This window comes from Corynebacterium jeikeium (genome assembly GCF_000738175.1).
GTDB classification, from domain to species: Bacteria; Actinomycetota; Actinomycetes; order Mycobacteriales; family Mycobacteriaceae; genus Corynebacterium; species Corynebacterium jeikeium_C.
The window spans coordinates 32,608-50,070 of record NZ_JFCH01000031.1; the positions used below are offsets into that span (position 1 = coordinate 32,608).

General features: G+C 60.5%; 16 protein-coding genes and 5 tRNA genes. 17 read left to right on the top strand and 4 right to left on the bottom strand.

The window, feature by feature from the left end:
• Nucleotides 1–102: 102 nt before the first annotated feature.
• From mshD to JQ46_RS05310, 6 genes are all read left to right on the top strand, one after another.
• Nucleotides 103–1,140 carry a mycothiol synthase gene (mshD, locus tag JQ46_RS05285; protein ID WP_034986154.1) on the top strand — a complete coding sequence of 346 codons (1,038 nt, stop codon included), beginning with the start codon at nt 103–105 and terminating at the stop codon, nt 1,138–1,140.
• A gap of 395 nt (nt 1,141–1,535) precedes the next feature.
• Entirely contained in the window at nt 1,536–2,621 is a 1,086-nt protein-coding gene (pstS, locus tag JQ46_RS05290) for a phosphate ABC transporter substrate-binding protein PstS (RefSeq protein WP_034986180.1), read from the top strand.
• 141 nt (nt 2,622–2,762) lie between these two features.
• Complete coding sequence (gene pstC, locus JQ46_RS05295) at nt 2,763–3,824, top strand: phosphate ABC transporter permease subunit PstC (protein WP_034986155.1); 1,062 nt, start codon at nt 2,763–2,765, stop codon at nt 3,822–3,824.
• Between the two features lie 12 nt (nt 3,825–3,836).
• The gene (gene pstA, locus JQ46_RS05300; RefSeq protein WP_034986157.1) at nt 3,837–4,757 is read left to right on the top strand and encodes a phosphate ABC transporter permease PstA; all 921 of its coding nucleotides are present in this window, start codon (nt 3,837–3,839) and stop codon (nt 4,755–4,757) included.
• A gap of 73 nt (nt 4,758–4,830) precedes the next feature.
• Nucleotides 4,831–5,607, top strand: a complete 777-nt coding sequence (gene pstB / locus JQ46_RS05305; protein ID WP_034986159.1) for a phosphate ABC transporter ATP-binding protein PstB — start codon at nt 4,831–4,833, stop codon at nt 5,605–5,607.
• Nucleotides 5,608–5,805: 198 nt separating this feature from the next.
• Nucleotides 5,806–6,357, top strand: coding sequence for a gluconokinase (locus JQ46_RS05310; protein ID WP_034986161.1), 552 nt, complete (start codon nt 5,806–5,808; stop codon nt 6,355–6,357).
• Nucleotides 6,358–6,390: 33 nt separating this feature from the next.
• Here JQ46_RS05310 and phoU read toward each other — a convergent pair whose 3' ends face one another.
• Together phoU and dusB are read right to left on the bottom strand one after the other, a co-directional pair.
• On the bottom strand, nt 6,391–7,131 hold the full coding sequence (gene phoU, locus JQ46_RS05315; protein ID WP_034986163.1) for a phosphate signaling complex protein PhoU: 741 nt from the start codon (nt 7,129–7,131) through the stop codon (nt 6,391–6,393).
• A gap of 87 nt (nt 7,132–7,218) precedes the next feature.
• The gene (gene dusB / locus JQ46_RS05320; RefSeq protein WP_034986183.1) at nt 7,219–8,343 is read right to left on the bottom strand and encodes a tRNA dihydrouridine synthase DusB; all 1,125 of its coding nucleotides are present in this window, start codon (nt 8,341–8,343) and stop codon (nt 7,219–7,221) included.
• A gap of 296 nt (nt 8,344–8,639) precedes the next feature.
• On the opposite strand from dusB, the gene JQ46_RS05325 reads away from it, so the two are divergent.
• The 7 genes from JQ46_RS05325 (at nt 8,640) to JQ46_RS05355 (ending at nt 11,460) form a co-directional block, all read left to right on the top strand.
• The gene (locus JQ46_RS05325) at nt 8,640–10,145 is read left to right on the top strand and encodes an acetyl-CoA hydrolase/transferase family protein (RefSeq protein ID WP_034986185.1); all 1,506 of its coding nucleotides are present in this window, start codon (nt 8,640–8,642) and stop codon (nt 10,143–10,145) included.
• A 71-nt stretch (nt 10,146–10,216) separates the two neighbouring features.
• A tRNA-Lys gene (locus tag JQ46_RS05330) sits at nt 10,217–10,289 on the top strand.
• A 185-nt stretch (nt 10,290–10,474) separates the two neighbouring features.
• A tRNA-Glu gene (locus JQ46_RS05335) sits at nt 10,475–10,547 on the top strand.
• A 1-nt stretch (nt 10,548) separates the two neighbouring features.
• A tRNA-Asp gene (locus tag JQ46_RS05340) sits at nt 10,549–10,625 on the top strand.
• 249 nt (nt 10,626–10,874) lie between these two features.
• Nucleotides 10,875–10,948: transfer RNA gene (locus tag JQ46_RS05345), tRNA-Asp, on the top strand.
• Nucleotides 10,949–10,984: 36 nt separating this feature from the next.
• A tRNA-Phe gene (locus JQ46_RS05350) sits at nt 10,985–11,057 on the top strand.
• Nucleotides 11,058–11,175: 118 nt separating this feature from the next.
• Nucleotides 11,176–11,460 (top strand): GNAT family N-acetyltransferase, encoded by a 285-nt coding sequence (locus tag JQ46_RS05355; protein WP_034986165.1) that lies wholly within the window; start codon nt 11,176–11,178, stop codon nt 11,458–11,460.
• 50 nt (nt 11,461–11,510) lie between these two features.
• Here the strand turns inward: JQ46_RS05355 and epsC are convergent, their stop codons facing one another.
• Together epsC and cysK are read right to left on the bottom strand one after the other, a co-directional pair.
• The gene (gene epsC / locus JQ46_RS05360; protein WP_034986168.1) at nt 11,511–12,095 is read right to left on the bottom strand and encodes a serine O-acetyltransferase EpsC; all 585 of its coding nucleotides are present in this window, start codon (nt 12,093–12,095) and stop codon (nt 11,511–11,513) included.
• A 185-nt stretch (nt 12,096–12,280) separates the two neighbouring features.
• Nucleotides 12,281–13,216, bottom strand: a complete 936-nt coding sequence (gene cysK / locus JQ46_RS05365; RefSeq protein ID WP_034986171.1) for a cysteine synthase A — start codon at nt 13,214–13,216, stop codon at nt 12,281–12,283.
• 194 nt (nt 13,217–13,410) lie between these two features.
• On the opposite strand from cysK, the gene JQ46_RS05370 reads away from it, so the two are divergent.
• The 4 genes from JQ46_RS05370 to murA all read left to right on the top strand — a co-directional run bounded on the left by JQ46_RS05370 (nt 13,411) and on the right by murA (nt 17,149).
• Complete coding sequence (locus tag JQ46_RS05370; RefSeq protein ID WP_034986172.1) at nt 13,411–14,208, top strand: enoyl-CoA hydratase-related protein; 798 nt, start codon at nt 13,411–13,413, stop codon at nt 14,206–14,208.
• Nucleotides 14,209–14,246: 38 nt separating this feature from the next.
• Nucleotides 14,247–14,783, top strand: a complete 537-nt coding sequence (locus JQ46_RS05375) for a DUF2505 family protein (RefSeq protein ID WP_034986188.1) — start codon at nt 14,247–14,249, stop codon at nt 14,781–14,783.
• A 181-nt stretch (nt 14,784–14,964) separates the two neighbouring features.
• The gene (gene ramA, locus JQ46_RS05380; protein ID WP_034986192.1) at nt 14,965–15,822 is read left to right on the top strand and encodes an acetate metabolism transcriptional regulator RamA; all 858 of its coding nucleotides are present in this window, start codon (nt 14,965–14,967) and stop codon (nt 15,820–15,822) included.
• 70 nt (nt 15,823–15,892) lie between these two features.
• Nucleotides 15,893–17,149: a UDP-N-acetylglucosamine 1-carboxyvinyltransferase gene (gene murA, locus JQ46_RS05385; protein WP_034986174.1), complete on the top strand. Its 1,257-nt coding sequence runs from the start codon at nt 15,893–15,895 to the stop codon at nt 17,147–17,149.
• Nucleotides 17,150–17,463: the final 314 nt, after the last annotated feature.

A 17,463-nucleotide genomic window follows, 5' to 3' on the forward strand; every position in this document is an offset into this window, starting at 1 on the left:
TTCTTTATGACGCCACGCCTCCGCCGCCGCAATCTCAGTGAAGCGTTAAGAAACCGTCGAAAACGACCCCAAAAATGCCGAAAGTGAGGGACAATTGGGGGCATGGCTATTACCTACGACACATTTGAAGACCTGTGGGAGCACTCTGAGGTGTTGGAGGGGGTTCACGAGGTGCTGGGTGAAGTCGCTGAGGCAGATGGGGTGCCTGCGATCAGTGAAGCTTTTCTGCGTGGCATTGACGAGAACCGCGGCCACAAGCACGTAGTGGCAAGGAATAGCGACCGCGTGGTCGGCGTGCTGGCGATCGACCCGGACCGCATGATTGAGTTGGCCGTTGCCCCGGAGGTTCGCCACAGTGGGGTGGGAATCGCCCTGTTCGAAGCTCTGCGCGACCAGTTGGGCGTGACCGGTGCGATTGACGTCTGGGCACACGGGGATTCCGCCGGTGCCCAGCGCTTTGTGGAATCGCTGGATGCCCGCCGCACCCGTGAACTGCTGAAGATGTCGCTGGACTGCGCGCCGGCGACAAAGGCAGCCAGGGCTATTGAGGCGGGTGGTGCAGAGGCCGAAAAACGCTGCGAGGAACAGGACATTGAGGTTCTGACCTACACCGAATCCGTGGCGCGCTTTGATGCAGATTCCGTGGATGCCGAGTGGGTGCGCGTCAATAACGAGGCCTTCGCATGGCACCCCGAGCAAGGCGGCTGGGACGTAGACCACCTGCGTTCTGCTCGGGACACTAATTGGTTCGATCCGGATGCGGTCCTGATGCTGTGGGTGCGGGATGAAAACTCCGCTGCCGAGCGGGTGGGCATTCCCTGTGCGGCCGATGGGGGCGAGGGGAACGACGATGTGTTCCGCCTGGTGGGCTTCCACTGGACGAAGATCCCGCTGGAGGAGAAGGAAAAGGATGCCGGCGAGCGGGCGGGTGAGGTATACGTCGTGTGCCTCGCTGACGATGCCCGCGGTAGGGGACTGGGGCAGGCGATCACGCAGCTGGGTATGAAGTTGCTCCTGGATAATGGTTGCGGTCGCATTGAGTTGTATGTGGAGGGAGACAACGCGCCTGCGGTTTCCACATATAAACGACTCGGCTTTGAGGTCGTGCACACCGATGTGGTTTACCGTGGGTGTCTCTAAGTAGTGGGGTTAAGGAGCGAGAAGCCTTAACTGTTCATCGGTACCACCTGAGAAACGTTTATGCCCACTTGCCGCGTATTGCTAAGGGTGAAGCGGGTTCTGCTTCACTGTAGGTTAACTGTGAGTTAAATCAGGACCCTTTCCGTCACATGGGGGTGGCGCTTAGGTGTGGTTTTGGGGGTGCTTTAGCGACTCATTCTGAACCGAGAAAGTTGCCTGTTCTGCATGAATGCTGTTGTTCACCTGCTGTTCACTTACAGCACTCTTTAAATCCATAAGCGCCGATTAACTTTCTTGGTGACGCAAGAGTGGCTCCTACAACTGCGAGCTTCTCCTGTAAGACACTTTTCTGTACTTCTGACAATTTTTCGGAGGAAAACCTCGTGAAGTTCACCATGAAGCGCGCCAGCGCTGCAGCTGCAACCCTGTTTGCTGGTTCCCTGATCCTGACCGGCTGCTCCAACGCTGACAACAACGAAGGCGGCAGCGGCGAAGGCTCCCGCGAGATGGAAGAGGCCACCGGCGAACTGCGCGGCGAAGGCGCTTCCTCTCAGGACAACGCAATCCAGAACATCTTCGGCCCGGCTTTCTCCAGCACCGGCGCTACCCTGGCTTACAACGCTTCTGGTTCCGGTGACGGCCAGAAGAAGTTCATCGCTGGCCAGGCTGACTTCGCTGGTTCCGACTCCCCGCTGAAGGACGACCAGATCGAGGACGCCAAGAAGCGCTGCGACGGCAACGACGCATGGCACCTGCCGATGGTTATCGGCCCGGTTGCAATCGCTTACCACCTGGAGGGCGTGGACGAGCTGAACCTGTCCACCAAGACCGTTGCCAAGATCTTCAAGGGTGAGATCAAGAAGTGGGACGACGAGGCCATCAAGGCCGAGAACGAGGGCGTTGACCTGCCGTCCGACCCGATCGAGGTTGTGTACCGCTCTGACGAGTCCGGTACCTCCGACAACTTCCAGAAGTTCCTGTCTGCTTCCACCGGTGAGTGGGATTCTGAGGGCAAGAGCTTCCCGACCAAGGTCGGCACCGGTGCTCCGAAGTCCAAGGGTGTTGCTGACCAGGTTGCAGCCACCAACGGCGCAATCACCTACGTTGAGTCCGGCTTCGCCGAGGAGCTCGACGAAGTCAACATCGCCAAGATCGACTTTGGTTCCGGCCCGGTTGAGCTGAACAAGGACAACGTCAACAAGGCTCTGGGTGAGGCTGAGTTCTCCGGCGAGGGCAACGACCTGGTTGTCGACGCTGACAAGCTGTACGCCATGAACGGCGAGGATGAGTACCCGCTGGTTCTGACCACCTACGAGATCGTCTGCTCCGCTGGCTACGACGACAACACCGCGAAGCTGGTTAAGAACTTCCTGAACACCATCCTGGACAACCAGAACGATGACCTGGCTGACCAGGGTTACATCCCGGTGGACGGCGAGTTCAAGTCCAAGCTGGAAGAGTCTGTCGACGCTCTGAAGTAGTATTCACAGCCGCTCAGGCAAAGAAGTAACCCCCGCTCGTTCTTCGATCGGGGGTTACGGTCTGAATACGGCAACTACAGTGACGCGAAACACTTTTCAATTTTATTCTGGTATTGAATAACGACCTTTTAAGGATCCCTCATGGCAAACGCCAATAAGGTTGAGGTCGCCAAGTCCGCAAAGGCAGAGGGCGACGCCCCTCAGCCGAAGCAGGATCGCCAGTTGGTGCAGGATAGCCAGCGCTCCGGCGGTGGCAGCGTTAAGCGCCCTGGCGATGTTGTTTTCGAAACGCTGGCAAAGACCTCCTCAATCCTGATCACCGTGATCATCGGTCTGATCGGCTTGTTCCTGATCATGCAGGCAGTCCCCGCGCTGAACCGCCTGCGCGACGGAATTTTCAGCTTCTTCACCTACGGTGAGCGCTGGAACACCGACTACACCAACAACGACGGCGGATGGATGCAGTTCGGTATCCCGAACCTGTTCTTCACCACCGTCCTGGTTTCCATCGTCGCCCTGCTCCTGGCCATGCCGGTTGCACTGGGCATTGCGATCTTCCTGTCTAACTACTGCCCGAAGCGTTTCATCAAGCCCCTGGGCTTCATGATCGACTTGCTGGCCGCAGTGCCCTCCATCGTGTTCGGTATTTGGGGCGCTTATGTCCTCGGCCCGGCGCTGGGTGACTTCTTCGAGTGGCTGTCCGGTTGGGCCGGCGGTTTCTTCCTGTTCAACCACCAGCAGGGTAGCTCCCCGCCGTTCTCTACCTCTCGAAACATCTTCACCGGTGGCATCGTCCTGGCAATCATGATCCTGCCGGTCATCGCCGCCACCACCCGTGAGGTCTTCGTGCAAACCCCGAAGGGGCACGTCGAGGCCGCACTGGCCCTGGGTGCAACCCGCTGGGAAGTCGTCCGCATGACCGTGCTGCCCTTCGGCCTGTCCGGCTACATCTCCGGTGCAATGCTGGGTCTGGGCCGTGCGTTGGGTGAGACCATGGCACTGTACATGGTTATCGCCAGTGCACCGGACTTCCGTGGCTCTCTGATGGACGGCGGTACGACCTTCGCAACGGCCATCGCCGCGGCCGCGCCGGAGTTCAACGACGAGCTGAAGGCGGGTGCCTACATCTCCGCCGGCCTCGTCCTGTTCCTGTTGACCTTCTTGGTCAACGCTGCCGCCCGTGCCGTTGTGGCGAAGAAGTAGGAGAAGAGAACAATGACTGATGCAGCAACTGTAGAAAACAAGAAGTCCTCTTCGTCCTCCGAGCTGTTTACCCAGATTTCTGGTAAGCGTAAGGCGGTCGACAAGTTCGCCACCGTCATCATCTACTTCGCCATGGCGCTAGCCCTGGTCCCACTGCTGTGGGTCTTGATCAAGGTCGTCGGCGAAGGTCTGCCCGCCATTCTTAACCCCGACTGGTGGATGTACGACATGGTCGGCCAGCCGCGTAACAAGGCCGGTGGTGGTGCAGTCCACGCCATCATCGGTACCTTGATGCAAGTTCTGGTTACTTCCGCACTCTCCATCCCGATCGGCGTGTTCACCGCTATCTACCTGGTGGAGTACTCCCGCGGCGGATTCCTCGGTCGCATCACGACCTTCATGGTCGACATTTTGACCGGTGTTCCCTCCATCGTCGCCGCCCTGTTCGTCTACGCGATGTGGATCACCATGTTCGGCTTTGAGCGCTCCGGCTTCGCAGTGTCGCTGGCGCTGGTGCTGCTGATGGTTCCGATCATCGTGCGTAACGCGGAAGAAATGCTGCGCGTGGTTCCAATGGACCTGCGCGAGGCCTCCTACGCACTGGGTGTGCCGAAGTGGAAGACAATCGTGAAGATTGTCCTCCCGACTGCACTGTCCGGCATCGTCACCGGCATCATGCTGGCCGTCGCCCGCGTGATGGGCGAGTCCGCACCGGTGCTGATCCTGGTTGGCTCCACTACCAAGATCAACTGGAACCCGTTCCAAGGTGGCCAGCAGTCCCTGCCGCTGTACATGGTTGACCTGTATGGCGCAGGCAGTAACGAGTTCGTGCTGGAGCGCCTGTGGGGCTCCGCACTGACCCTGGTGCTGCTCGTGGCGATCCTGATGATTGGCGCCCGCCTGATCTCGAAGCGCTACTCGGTGAAGGTTTAAGGCCGAATCCATAGCCTTAGGCCCCCACCGGGACCGAAAACCAAAACAAAGCCTTTCCTAGGAGAACAACACAATGGCTAAGCGCCTAGACCTCAACGACGTCAACATCTACTACGGCGACTTCCACGCCGTACAGGACGTCAACCTGCACATCCCGCCGAAGGCAGTGACCGCCTTCATCGGCCCGTCCGGCTGTGGCAAGTCCACCGTGCTGCGCACCCTGAACCGTATGCACGAGGTTATCCCCGGTGCCTACGTCGAGGGCGAGATTCTGCTCGATGGCGAGGACATTTACGGCCCGAAGATCGACCCGGTGGCTGTCCGTAACACCATCGGCATGGTCTTCCAGAAGGCAAACCCGTTTCCGACGATGTCCATAGAAGAGAACGTAGTGGCTGGCCTGAAGCTGTCCGGCGAGAAAAACAAGAAGAAGCTCCGCGAGGTTGCAGAGCGCGCGCTGCGCGGCTCCAACCTGTGGGACGAAGTTAAGGACCGTCTGGACAAGCCGGGTGGCGGCCTGTCCGGTGGTCAGCAGCAGCGCCTGTGCATCGCCCGCGCCATCGCGGTCGAGCCGGAAGTTCTGCTGATGGACGAGCCCTGCTCCGCACTGGACCCGATCTCCACCCTGGCGGTGGAGGACCTGATCCACGAGCTGAAGGAAGAATTCACCATCGTCATCGTGACGCACAACATGCAGCAGGCAGCCCGCGTGTCCGACCAGACCGCCTTCTACTCCCTGGAGGCAACCGGCAAGCCCGGCAAGCTGGTCGAGGTTGGCCCGACCAAGCAGATCTTCGAAAACCCGTCGAAGAAGGAGACCGAGGACTACATCTCCGGTCGCTTCGGATAAAGCTCCTATCTGCGTATCACGCGGGTACAGAATCTTAGAAAAAGTGTCTTCGACAGGCTCCCGCTGAGCTTGCCACCCACTAGCGGGGTTCCGGTTAGCGCCGGAACCCCGCTTTTGGCGTCAATAATAAAAATAATGGGCATACTGGAGGAAGTAACGGGTATCCCAGAGAACCACCGCAGAGAAGAAAGGAGCCACATGTCTAGCCAAGAGACTCCGGCAACCCTCCACGTCGTCGTGATGGGGGTAAGCGGCAGCGGCAAGACCACCCTGGCGCGCGCCCTGGCCGAGAAGACCGGCTGGCAGCTGCAGGAAGCCGACGATCTGCACCCCGAGGGGGCGCTGGAGATCCTGCAGGACGGCAAGCTCCCGCCGGAGGCCGGGCGCCGTAAGTGGCTAGGGATCGTGCGCGACTGGATTGCGGACGAGGCCGCCCAGGGCAACAACACCGTCACTGCCTGCACCGCGTTGCGCATCGACCACCGTGAGATCCTGAACGATGTGGGCGAGAACGCGACCGTGTTCTACGTGCACCTGTACGGCACCGAGGATGTGCTCGCGGAGCGCATGAAGAACCGTGTGGGAGAAGCTGACATGCCACGCGAGCTGCTGACCGCGCAGCTGGAGGATCTGCAGCGCCTCACGCCGGGGGAAAAGGGCATCCAGTTGGACGTTAGCCGCACCCCGGAGCAGCTGCTCGACGACGCGCTGAACGCCGCGATGTTCGCGAAGAAGGCGTACGCGCGCTAAATCCCCCTTGGAGCGACTGGTTAGTAATCCTGGCTAGTAGTCCAGGTTCGTGTCGTAACGGTAGCGCATCTCGTCGAACTGCTCGCGGAACCGCTGCTGCAGCTCTTCGTCCTCCTGCTTTCGCTGGTACTCGTCCGGCGTGAGGCCGGTAATGATGAAGACGATTCGGTTGGCGATCTCCACTGCGTGATCCGAGTAGCGCTCGAAGTAGCGCGACAGCAGCGTGACGTCCACGGCCTCGCGCACGGTGTGCGGCCATTCGCGCTGGGTGGTGAGCTGGAAGATGTGGCGGTGAATGTCATCGACCGCGTCGTCGTCTTCGACGAGCTCGAGGGCAGTGTTTACGTCGAGCTCGCGCAGCAGAGCCTGGATCTTCGCCGCCGAGTTGTCGCACTGCCGAGCCATCTCCTCGATATATGGGCGGACGGTCGCAGGGACAGCGTTTTCTGGGTGACGCCGCCGCGCCACCTTTGCCACATGCACCGCAAGCGCGCCCATGCGGGTGAAATCCTCGACAATGTGCTGGCCCGCAACGACGATGCGCAAGTCCCGCGCTACGGGCGCTTCCAGCGCTAGCAGCCGGAAGGCATCCTTGACTGCGGTTTCTCGCAGATCCTCGAGTGTATCCACGCTGCTTAGGACCTTCTCGGCAAGATCCAGGTCGGTTTCTAGCAGAGAACGGGTAGCGGAATTGAGCGCAGTGCGCACGAAATCCGCCATCAGCGAAATGTCGTGCTTAAATTCCTGGAGTTGGTTTCGGTACACCCTACGCATGTGAAAGAACTATAGTCTCTGGAGCTCGGTGGCGCTGAGGTTTAGCCCCCGCGTATAGCCCCGAAAAACCCATAGACCCGAAAACTGTTAACCGCCACTGTTTTCGATATCTGCCCCGTCGGGGACAGTGTCATCCTCCGGGTCGTCCAGCCACCCCTCCGGCAGGGCCACCTTCGCCGGGGATCCCTGGCGGCCGCGGGCGCCGTCGGCGTCCTCGGCCAGGGCGGGGGAGTCCCACACGTCGGCGAGTGCAGACTTCAGCTCGTCCAGGCTGCTCACCCGGGACAGGCTCCGGCGTAGTTCCCCGCCGGCGGGGAAGCCGCGCAGGTACCACGTCATGTGCTTGCGTAAGTCGCGGCAGGCCTTTTGCTCACCGTCGTGGGCGGCCAGCAGTTCCGCGTGGCGCAGAATGATGCGCGCTACCTCGCCCAGGGTGGGTTCACTGGGGACCGGCAGGCCGCGTAGCTCGGCGGAGAGCTCCGCGAAGAGCCACGGGCGGCCCAGGCAACCCCGGCCTACGACTACGCCGTCGCAGCCGGTCTGCTCCATCATGGCGCGGGCGTCAGTGGCCTTGAAGATGTCGCCGTTGCCCAGCACGGGGATGCCGGTGTGGGCCAGGTGCTGCTTGAGGCGCGCGATCTCGTTCCAATCCGCGTGGCCGGAGTAGCGCTGTGCCGCGGTGCGACCGTGCAGAGCCACCGCGGCAGCACCCTCCTCCACGGCGATGCGACCGGCATCCAGGTGCGTGTGGTGCTGGTCGTCGATACCCACGCGCATCTTCACGGTCACGGGAATGTCCGTGCCTTCCGTGGCCTTGATTGCGGCGGCCACGATGTTTCCGAAGAGCCTGCGCTTGTAAGGCAGGGCGGAGCCGCCGCCGCGGCGGGTGACCTTGGGCACGGGGCAGCCGAAATTCATGTCGATGTGGTCGGCGAGGTTTTCGTCGACGATCATCTTCGCCGCCTTGTAAGTGTACTCCGGGTCGGTGGTGTACAGCTGCAGGCTGCGGGGATCCTCGTCTGGCGCGAAGGTTGTCATGTGTAAGGTTTTCGAATTGCGTTCGACCAGCGCGCGAGCCGTCACCATTTCGCAGACATAAAGTCCGGCGACGGAGCCCATGCGTTCACGCTCCTGTTCGCGGCACAGGCTGCGGAAGGCCACGTTGGTTACGCCTGCCATCGGGGCGAGCACGACGGGGGAGTCGAGCTGCATCTTGCCGATCTGCAGTCCTTGGAATTGCTGGTTCGCCGAGGGGGCTCCGCCGGTCGAGCCGGCCTGGACGGTTGAATCTTGCGGCGTGGTGGAGGCGGGGGTTGTGGTCGATGTAGTCACGGGCACCATTGTCACACCGGGGTAGGCAGAATACCAAAGGGCGTCCAAAAAAGAAGCCAAAATAGCAACAAAGATTGTTCAACAATAGGCTGGAGGGTGAGGGCGAGCCACATCACACTTATGTAGGCTGAGGAAAGAAGCGGAGAAACCGCAAAACAGCTATGGAGGAGGAACCGATGTCTGAGCGCATCGCCAACGAGTTCTACAGGTCCAAGGTCATGTCCGCCGATGAGGCGGCGCAGTTCATCAACCACGGCGACAAGATCGGCATGTCCGGCTTCACGGGAGCGGGCTATCCCAAGGCGCTTCCGACTGCCATCGCAGAGAAGGCTAAGGAGCTTCACGGTCGCGGGGAAGACTTCCAGATCGACCTCTTCACTGGCGCCTCCACCGCGCCTGACTGTGACGGTGTGCTGGCGGAAGCGGATGCGGTGCGATACCGCACCCCCTACGCCTCCGATCCGGTAATGCGCAAGAAGATTAACGCTGGCGAGATCAAGTATCAGGACATTCACCTTTCCCACCTTGGCCAGCAGGTCGAGGAAGGCTTTTTCGGCCGGCTGGACGTGGCCGTTGTGGAAGCGGTGCGCATCGACGAGGCAGGTAACATCATCCCGTCCTCGGCTGTGGGCAACAACGTGGAGTACCTCAACTCCGCCCGCAAGATCATCATCGAGATCAACGAGTGGCAGTCCCTCGACCTGGAGGGCATGCACGACATCTACAAGATCCAGGATCTGCCGAACCGTACCCCGATCCCGATCAACCGTCCCGGCGATCGCATCGGGACGCCGTACATTCCGGTCGACCAGAACAAGGTTGTGGCCGTTGTGAAGACCAACGCCGAGGATCGTAACGCGCCGTTCAAGCCGACCGACGAGATCTCCGAGAAGATCGCCGGGCACTTCCTGGACCTACTGGAGGGCGAGGTTGAGGCCGGTCGCCTGACCTACGACGGCTACGTCATGCAGTCCGGCGTGGGTAACGTGCCGAATGCCGTGATGGCGGGTCTGCTGGACTCCAAGTTCGAGAACATTCAGGCCTACACCGAGGTGATCCAGGACGGCATGCTGGACCTCATCGACAACGGCAAGATGACTGTTGCCTCCGCAACCTCCTTCGCGCTTTCCCCGGAGTACGCAAAGAAGATGAACGATGAGGCGAAGCGCTACCGCGAGCACATCGTCTTGCGCCCGCAGCAGATCTCCAACCACCCGGAGGTCATCCGCCGTACCGGCTTGATCGCCTCCAACGGCATGATCGGCTGTGACATCTACGGAAATGTGAACTCCACGAACGTGTCTGGCTCGCGCATCATGAACGGCATCGGCGGCTCCGGCGACTTCACGCGCAACGCCTTCCTGTCCACCTTCATCTCCCCGTCTACGGCCAAGGACGGCGACATTTCCGCCATTGTGCCCTTCGCCTCCCACGTCGACCACACGGAGCACGACGTGATGGTGATCATCACGGAGCACGGCTACGCCGACCTGCGTGGCCTGGCACCGCGCGATCGCGTGCCGAAGATCATCTCCGTTGCGCACCCGGACTACCGTCCGCTGCTGGAGGAGTACTACGAGCGCGCGTGCGCTGCGGGTAACCACCTGCAAACTCCGCACGACTTGAAGACTGCCTTCAGCTTCCACATCAACCTGGAGGAGAAGGGGTCCATGAAGGGATAGTTGCTCTGCTATAGGGCACCCACGGGGGCAATTTTCTGCTTCGTAGAAGCATTAGATAGAATGCTCCCGTTGGGCCTTTAGCTCAGTTGGTAGAGCTACGGACTTTTAATCCGCAGGTCGCGGGTTCGAGCCCCGCAGGGCCCACGTTCGCGATCACCCCGTCGGGGCGCTTCCATGGAGATCATGGTCGCGCCGCGGCGGGGTTTTGCGTTGCCCGCGGCTGTCTATTTCTCCACTTCACCGGGCGATTTGTTCTGACGCTCGCACCTGGTTTAAACTGTTCAAGCTGCTAAGGAAAGCTAGAGTTTCTTGCTGGCTTACTTTGTAGAGCTCCCATCGTCTAGAGGCCTAGGACCCCGCCCTTTCACGGCGGTAACACGGGTTCGAATCCCGTTGGGAGTACGGCCCTGTGGCGCAGTTGGTTAGCGCGCCGCCCTGTCACGGCGGAGGTCGCGGGTTCAAGTCCCGTCAGGGTCGCCATTAAAGATTTAATAGAGAGCCTTTCTGGTGCTTTGTGCGCCGGGGAGGTTCTTTTCTTTTGTTCTTCTTTGTGACGCCCTCAGTTTGCGTGTTGAACACTTCAGTGGTGACGTGAAAGCCAGCCAGAAACGGCACTTGAACAGCTGATTTGCTTAAGAACTTTGACACTGTGTAGAGTCTATTCTCGTGCAACGGACGGCTTAGACAAGTTGTTGTCTGGTCGTTTTATTTAGTTGCGCAGGCAAGATTGGCCCTGTGGCGCAGTTGGTTAGCGCGCCGCCCTGTCACGGCGGAGGTCGCGGGTTCAAGTCCCGTCAGGGTCGCTTCGATGTTCGAATCGGAAGCGGTCGGGCAACGAAGGCCAGATAGCTCAGTTGGTAGAGCGTTCGCCTGAAAAGTGAAAGGTCGCCGGTTCGATCCCGGCTCTGGCCACATTCAACCCCGGTAGCGGAAAGCTACCGGGGTTTTGCCGTACGTACACTGGGGGCTAGAAGCTAGCACAGCTACTAGAGGATAAGAAGAGCAAATAGGAAGGGAGCCCCCAAGCACTATGGCAGGCACCAAGAGCATCGTTCACGATCAAGAGCAGAGCCGCTTCGTCATCTACGTGGACGACCAGGAGGCCGGTTTCGCCGAGTACTCCCAGGAGGGCAACGTCCGCGACTTCAACCACACAGTGGTGGATCCGGAGTTCCGTGGCCAGGGGCTGTCCAAGCCGCTGATTAGCGAGGCTTTGCTGGAGACCAAGGAGGAAGGGCTAAAGATTAAGGCCAGCTGCTCCGCTGTCGAGGCCTTCGTGGAGAAGAACCCGGACTTTAAGGAGCTGCTGGCCTAGTCGGCTGCGCGCGGTGCGCGCAATCGCACTGGGCGCGCTGCGGGGCGCGCCTAGATGTTGTTCTGCATGTCGTCGACCCACTTCACGGCGTCGACGAGCGGGGTGTTCTGGTTGGGCTTGCGGGGGCGAATCTTCGCCGGGATGCCCGTCAGGATGGAGTTCGGGGGAGCGTCCTTGGTCACCACCGCGTTGGCACCGATCGCGGAGCCCTCGCCGATGGTGATGGGACCCAGCACCTTCGCGCCTGCGCCGATCATCACGCCGTTGCCGATGGTGGGATGGCGCTTGCGCTGCACTAGTTCGGAGCCGCCGAGCGTCACACCGTGGTAGAGCATGACGTCATCGCCGATCTCCGCGGTCTCACCGATAACTACACCCATGCCATGGTCGATAAAGAATCTGCGGCCAATGGTGGCGCCAGGGTGGATTTCGATGCCGGTGAATCCGCGGGTCGCTTGGCTAATAATGCGGGCGATGCCACGGTGCCCCCGCTTCCACAGTGCGTGGGATACGCGGTGCGCCCAGATGGCGTGCAGGCCGGAGTACACAATGGCGTTTTCTACGTCTCCGCGTGCTGCTGGGTCGTGCTCGCGGGCATTAGCCAGGTCTTCGCGGATGCGTCCAAGAATGCTCAACGGTGTGGTCTTTCGGTTGGTTCGGGATCGGCTTAAAGCTTTCGCAGCCACTATAACGAGAAGGCGCTGCCCCCTATTCCACAGCTCGGTGGAAAGGCGGTAGCGCCTACTTGCCTGCAGCCAGTAGCTACTAGACAGCCGCTGACATTAGATTCACTAGATTGCGGCCGACTGCCAGAGCGGAATTAGTCGCGCAGGTCGTCGAACAGCAGGGTGGAGACGTAGCGCTCGCCGAAGTCGGGAACGATGACGACGATGGTCTTGCCCTCGTTCTCGTCCTTCTGAGCTTCCTGTACGGCGGCCCACACGGCTGCGCCGGAGGAGATACCGGAGAGGATGCCCTCGGAGACAGCCAGTTCGCGGGCGGTCTTGGTTGCGTTCTCCAGTGGAGCGTCCACTACGCGGTCCAGGATGTCCTTGTTCAGGTTCTCCGGGAAGAAGTTGGTGCCCAGGCCCTGGATCTTGTGCGGGCCGAAGCGGCCTTCGGTCAGCAGCGGGGAGTCCGCCGGCTCCACACCGACGATCTCGATCTTGTCGTTCTTCTCCTTCAGGTACTTAGCCGCGCCAGAGATGGTGCCGCCGGTGCCCACGCCAGCAACGAAGATGTCTACTTCACCGTCGGTGTCTTCCCAGATCTCCGGGCCGGTGGTGTTGTAGTGAATCTCCGGGTTCGCCGGGTTGGCGAACTGGCGAGCCAGGATTGCATTGTCGGTGCTCTCGACGATCTCGTTGGCCTTGTCTACCGCGCCCTGCATGCCGGCGGAGCCCGGGGTCAGAACCAGCTCTGCGCCCAGAGCACGCAGCATGATACGACGCTCGTTGGACATGGTCTCCGGCATGGTCAGGATGACCTTGTAGCCCTTAGCGGCACCGACCATGGCCAATGCGATACCGGTGTTACCGGAGGTCGCCTCGACGACGGTGCCGCCCGGCTTCAGGCTGCCGTCCTTCTCGGCTGCCTCGATGATGGCCTTACCAATGCGGTCCTTCACGGAGTTGGCAGGGTTAAAAGCCTCTAGCTTGAGCAGGACGTTGGCCTTCAGGCCTTCGCCGTATGCGCCCAGCTTGACTAGCGGAGTTCCGCCGATGAGGTCGGTGATGTTGTTGTAAATCTTCGCCATTGGGGGTGATCCTTTCGTTCTAGACTGATCGGTCTATATCGGGTAGTCTACACTGCTCGTTCGCTGGGCACCACTGTGATTCCTCGTTGGTTGCTTGAACACTGCGTTTAAGGGCGCTGAATGATAATTATTGACGCCCCTACGCACCCAAGCTTCGCCAGATTCTCGGGCACGGCAGCAGGGGATTTGGTTCAATGGCAAGCATGACTACCGAAAATCAGACTTATGAAAACATCCAGGTGGCCGTTAACGGCGCCGTCGCGACCATCACCCTGAACCGCCCGAAGGCCCTCAACGCACTGAACAGTGGGGTGCTCTCTGAAATTGTTCCGGCAGCGGAGGCGCTGGACGCGGATCCGCAGATCGGCGCCATCGTCATCACCGGCAGCGAAAAGGCATTCGCCGCCGGTGCGGACATCAAGGAAATGAAGGATGAAACCTACCCCGAGGTGGCCGAGAAGCGCCTGTTTGCCGACTGGGAGAAGCTGGCACAGCTGAAGACCCCGCTGATTACCGCCGTATCCGGCTTCGCCCTGGGCGGCGGTTGCGAGCTAGCGATGCTCGGCGACATTCTGCTGGCCAGCGAAACTGCAAAGTTCGGCCAGCCGGAGATCACCCTGGGCATCATCCCAGGCATGGGTGGCACACAGCGACTGACCCGCGCCGTGGGGAAGTACAAGGCCATGGATCTGATCCTCACCGGTCGCATGATGGATGCCGAGGAGGCTGAGCGCAGCGGCCTGGTTTCCCGCGTGCTCCCGGCGGAGGGCTTCGCCGACGAAGTGCAGAGGGTAGCAGCCAAGGTGGCAAGCATGTCCCACGTCGCAACGGCCGCCGCCACCGAGATGGTGGACGAGGCCTACCGCTCCACCCTGGAAGAGGGCGTGGAGGCGGAGCGTCAGCAGTTCTGGCGACTCTTCGACACCGCGGATCAGAAGGAAGGCATGGCGGCCTTCGTGGAGAAGCGCAAGCCGGAGTGGCAGCACCGCTAGTCGCGCCACCGGGCGCCATTCCTGGCACAATTGCGGATATGTCGCATTCGAAACAAGTCAACCGCACTATTGACCTGTCCATTCATGATGTCTACGAGGTCGTCTCCAGCGAGGCGTTCCTGCTGACGGACGAAGGGATGGTGGAGCAAACGGAATCCCAGATCATCGAGGCCGAGCGGAAGGTTCTGCCAGATGGTCGGGTATGGGCGCGGGTTGGCGTGAGGGCGTCACAAAAAGAGCTAGAAGAACTCTCCAAAGACGGTGAGGCGCCCATCGCATACCAAGAGACCTACGTTTCGCCTCCAGATGAAACCGGCGCGTTCGAGGTGAAGGCCGAGATGGATCTGCCGATGAAGATGGGGACGATGGATACTCACTTCATCTACGCACCCGTCACTGGGGGTGCTGGGGAGTTCGCAGCAGAAGGGGCGGCGGAGACCGCAGTAGAGGCGATTCTGACCGCAGATGTGTCGCTGCCGCTGATTGCCGGAAGGCTGGAAAAGCATCTTTTGAAGGCTGCTGATAAGACGGTGGACAACAGCTTGGCTCGCATAATAAACCTAGGTAGCGCTTAACTTTTCCTGAGAAACCCTGTTCGATTAGCCCCGATAAGGTCGTGCGCGCGCCCTTCCCTTCTTGCAACAAAAGCATGGGGGCAGTTTTGGGGGTAACAAGGGGGTGAACTATACTCCCTCTCACACGACGTCCTAGCCCTTCGGGGTGGGCGCCACAGGTCAAGTTTGAGGAGTGAACCAGGTGGACCAGCAGCGGCAACGCGATGACGACGACGTCATCATTTCTGCGCTGAATTCTCTAAAGAACGCGACCGGCATTCCGGTGACTATGTACGCCACGAGCTCGGCGGACGGAAAGTTGCGGATCTCCAAGTGGGTGGGTCTACGCACCCCAGCGCTGCACAACCTTGAGATTGCCCCGGGTGCGGGAGTTGGTGGGCGCGTGGTGACCACCCGCCGCCCCGTCGGTGTTTCCGATTACACCCGGGCAAAGGCCATCAGCCACGACTTCGATCGGCACATCCGTGACGAAGGGTTGCACTCCGTCGTTGCCGTGCCTGTGATTGTGAAGCGGGAAGTCAGGGGAGTGCTCTACGCGGGCGTCCACTCGCGTGCCCGGATGGGCGACAAGGTGCTCGAAGAGGTCACCATGACTGCCCGCTGCCTGGAGCAGGAGATCGCTGTCAACGAAGCGCTGCGCGCAAATGACGCCGGGCGCGGTGCCACGACGGGGGCGGCTGCGAACAAGCAGGTTCGATCGATGTCCGGTGCGGAATGGGAGCAGGTGCGCGCTACGCACAGCAAGCTGCGCATGCTCGCCAACCGCGTGGAGGACGAGGATCTGCGCCGCGACCTAGAAGTACTGTGCGACCAGATGGTTTCCCCGGTGCGCGTCAAGCAGACCACCAAGCTCTCGGCTCGTGAGCTCGACGTGCTGGCCTGCGTGGCTCTGGGACACACGAACGTGGAGGCCGCGGCCGAGATGGGCATTGGCGCGGAGACTGTGAAGAGCTACCTGCGTTCCGTGATGCGCAAGCTCGGTGCGCACACCCGCTACGAGGCGGTCAACGCAGCCCGACGCATCGGCGCGCTGCCCTGATCCTGCCCTGATATTGCTTCGAACGATCGCTCCGCTTTGCGCGGGGCGATTTTTTTATAGGCTGGGTGGCGTGAAAGACAGCTTCGTAGTGACAGGTGGAACCAGACTGCAGGGCGCCATCAAGGTGTCCGGCGCCAAGAACAGCGTGCTTAAGCTCATGTCGGCAGCGCTTTTGGCACCTGGAACCACCACGTTGACCAATTGCCCCGAAATCGCCGACGTGCCCTACATGGCCGAGGTTCTGCGAGGCCTGGGCTGTGAAGTAGAGCTCGATGGCGACGTTGTGCGCATTACGACTCCCGAGCACATCGAGTACAACGCGGACTTTGAGGCCGTGCGCCAGTTCCGTGCTTCCGTCGCGGTGCTGGGGCCGCTGACCTCTCGGTGCTTCAAGGCTCGGGTCGCCCTTCCTGGTGGTGACGCCATCGGCTCCCGCCCGCTCGACATGCACCAATCCGGCCTAGAGCTGCTGGGTGCAACCACCAAGATTGAACATGGTTGCCTAGTCGCCGAGGCCGAAGAGCTCCATGGTGCGCAGATCAAGCTGGACTTCCCCTCGGTAGGCGCGACAGAGAACATTCTGACCGCCGCGGTGTTGGCTGAAGGTACAACCACGCTGGACAATGCAGCACGCGAACCGGAGATCGTGGATCTGTGCGACATGCTGGTGGAGATGGGCGCGAAGATCAGCGGCGCTGGTTCCAACACCATCACTGTCGAGGGCGTGGAGCGGTTGAACCCGGTGGACCACGAGGTTGTCGGTGACCGCATCGTCGCTGGCACCTGGGCGTATGCCGCAGCAATGACCAGGGGAGACATCACGGTTGGCGGTATCGATCCGCAGCACCTGCACCTGGTTCTGGAGAAGCTAAAGCTCGCAGGAGCTCAGGTGGAGACGTACCCGACCGGCTTTAGGGTGGTGCAGCACGAGCGCCCTAAGACGGTGGACTACCAGACGCTTCCTTTCCCCGGATTCCCAACTGACCTGCAACCCATGGCGATTGCGCTGTGCACGGTGAGCGAGGGGATGAGCGTGATCACGGAAAACATCTTTGAGTCCCGCTTCCGGTTTGTCGATGAGATGATGCGCCTGGGTGCGGACGCCAGCATCGACGGCCATCACGTAGTTATCCGGGGTAGGGAACAGCTTTCCTCTGCGCCGGTGTGGAGCTCCGATATTCGTGCGGGCGCAGGCCTGGTGCTGGCCGGATTGGTGGCAGATGGGAAGACCGAAGTGCACGACGTCTACCACATCGACCGTGGCTACCCGGAGTTCCCGGAACAGCTGTGCTCACTGGGTGCAGAAGTGGAGCGTGTGAAGCGCTAAAGGCTGAGCCGATTCAGCACTTAAGGCTCAGTCCGTGCAGCGTTGAAAGCTGTATGCGGGTGCATGTGTCCTTTAGCGTAATTCCGCGCCCTGTAGAAATAGCCTGTGGCCTGCGGGTTTGTGTTTGTTGTGGGGTGTGTGTACATTAATCCAAGTCAGCGCGACACAGCACAGCGAGTTACAGACTCTCGGAACGCTGGAAGTCATAAGCGTCTGGCTAATCATTTTAAAGCTGTAAAAACAGTTCGTGTGTGTGCGAGTGCAGCGGGTTGTTTACCGGGAATTTGCTTTATTTTCACGGTTGCTTTACACTC

Coding starts and splice junctions, on each gene's coding strand:
- JQ46_RS05325 (WP_034986185.1), top strand. CDS start 8,640: ATGTCTGAGCGCATCGCCAACGAGTTCTACAGGTCCAAGGTCATGTCC.
- pstB (WP_034986159.1), top strand. CDS start 4,831: ATGGCTAAGCGCCTAGACCTCAACGACGTCAACATCTACTACGGCGAC.
- JQ46_RS05310 (WP_034986161.1), top strand. CDS start 5,806: ATGTCTAGCCAAGAGACTCCGGCAACCCTCCACGTCGTCGTGATGGGG.
- dusB (WP_034986183.1), bottom strand. CDS start 8,343: ATGCAGCTCGACTCCCCCGTCGTGCTCGCCCCGATGGCAGGCGTAACC.
- JQ46_RS05355 (WP_034986165.1), top strand. CDS start 11,176: ATGGCAGGCACCAAGAGCATCGTTCACGATCAAGAGCAGAGCCGCTTC.
- JQ46_RS05370 (WP_034986172.1), top strand. CDS start 13,411: ATGGCAAGCATGACTACCGAAAATCAGACTTATGAAAACATCCAGGTG.
- phoU (WP_034986163.1), bottom strand. CDS start 7,131: ATGCGTAGGGTGTACCGAAACCAACTCCAGGAATTTAAGCACGACATT.
- mshD (WP_034986154.1), top strand. CDS start 103: ATGGCTATTACCTACGACACATTTGAAGACCTGTGGGAGCACTCTGAG.
- pstC (WP_034986155.1), top strand. CDS start 2,763: ATGGCAAACGCCAATAAGGTTGAGGTCGCCAAGTCCGCAAAGGCAGAG.
- JQ46_RS05375 (WP_034986188.1), top strand. CDS start 14,247: ATGTCGCATTCGAAACAAGTCAACCGCACTATTGACCTGTCCATTCAT.
- pstA (WP_034986157.1), top strand. CDS start 3,837: ATGACTGATGCAGCAACTGTAGAAAACAAGAAGTCCTCTTCGTCCTCC.
- pstS (WP_034986180.1), top strand. CDS start 1,536: ATGAAGCGCGCCAGCGCTGCAGCTGCAACCCTGTTTGCTGGTTCCCTG.
- cysK (WP_034986171.1), bottom strand. CDS start 13,216: ATGGCGAAGATTTACAACAACATCACCGACCTCATCGGCGGAACTCCG.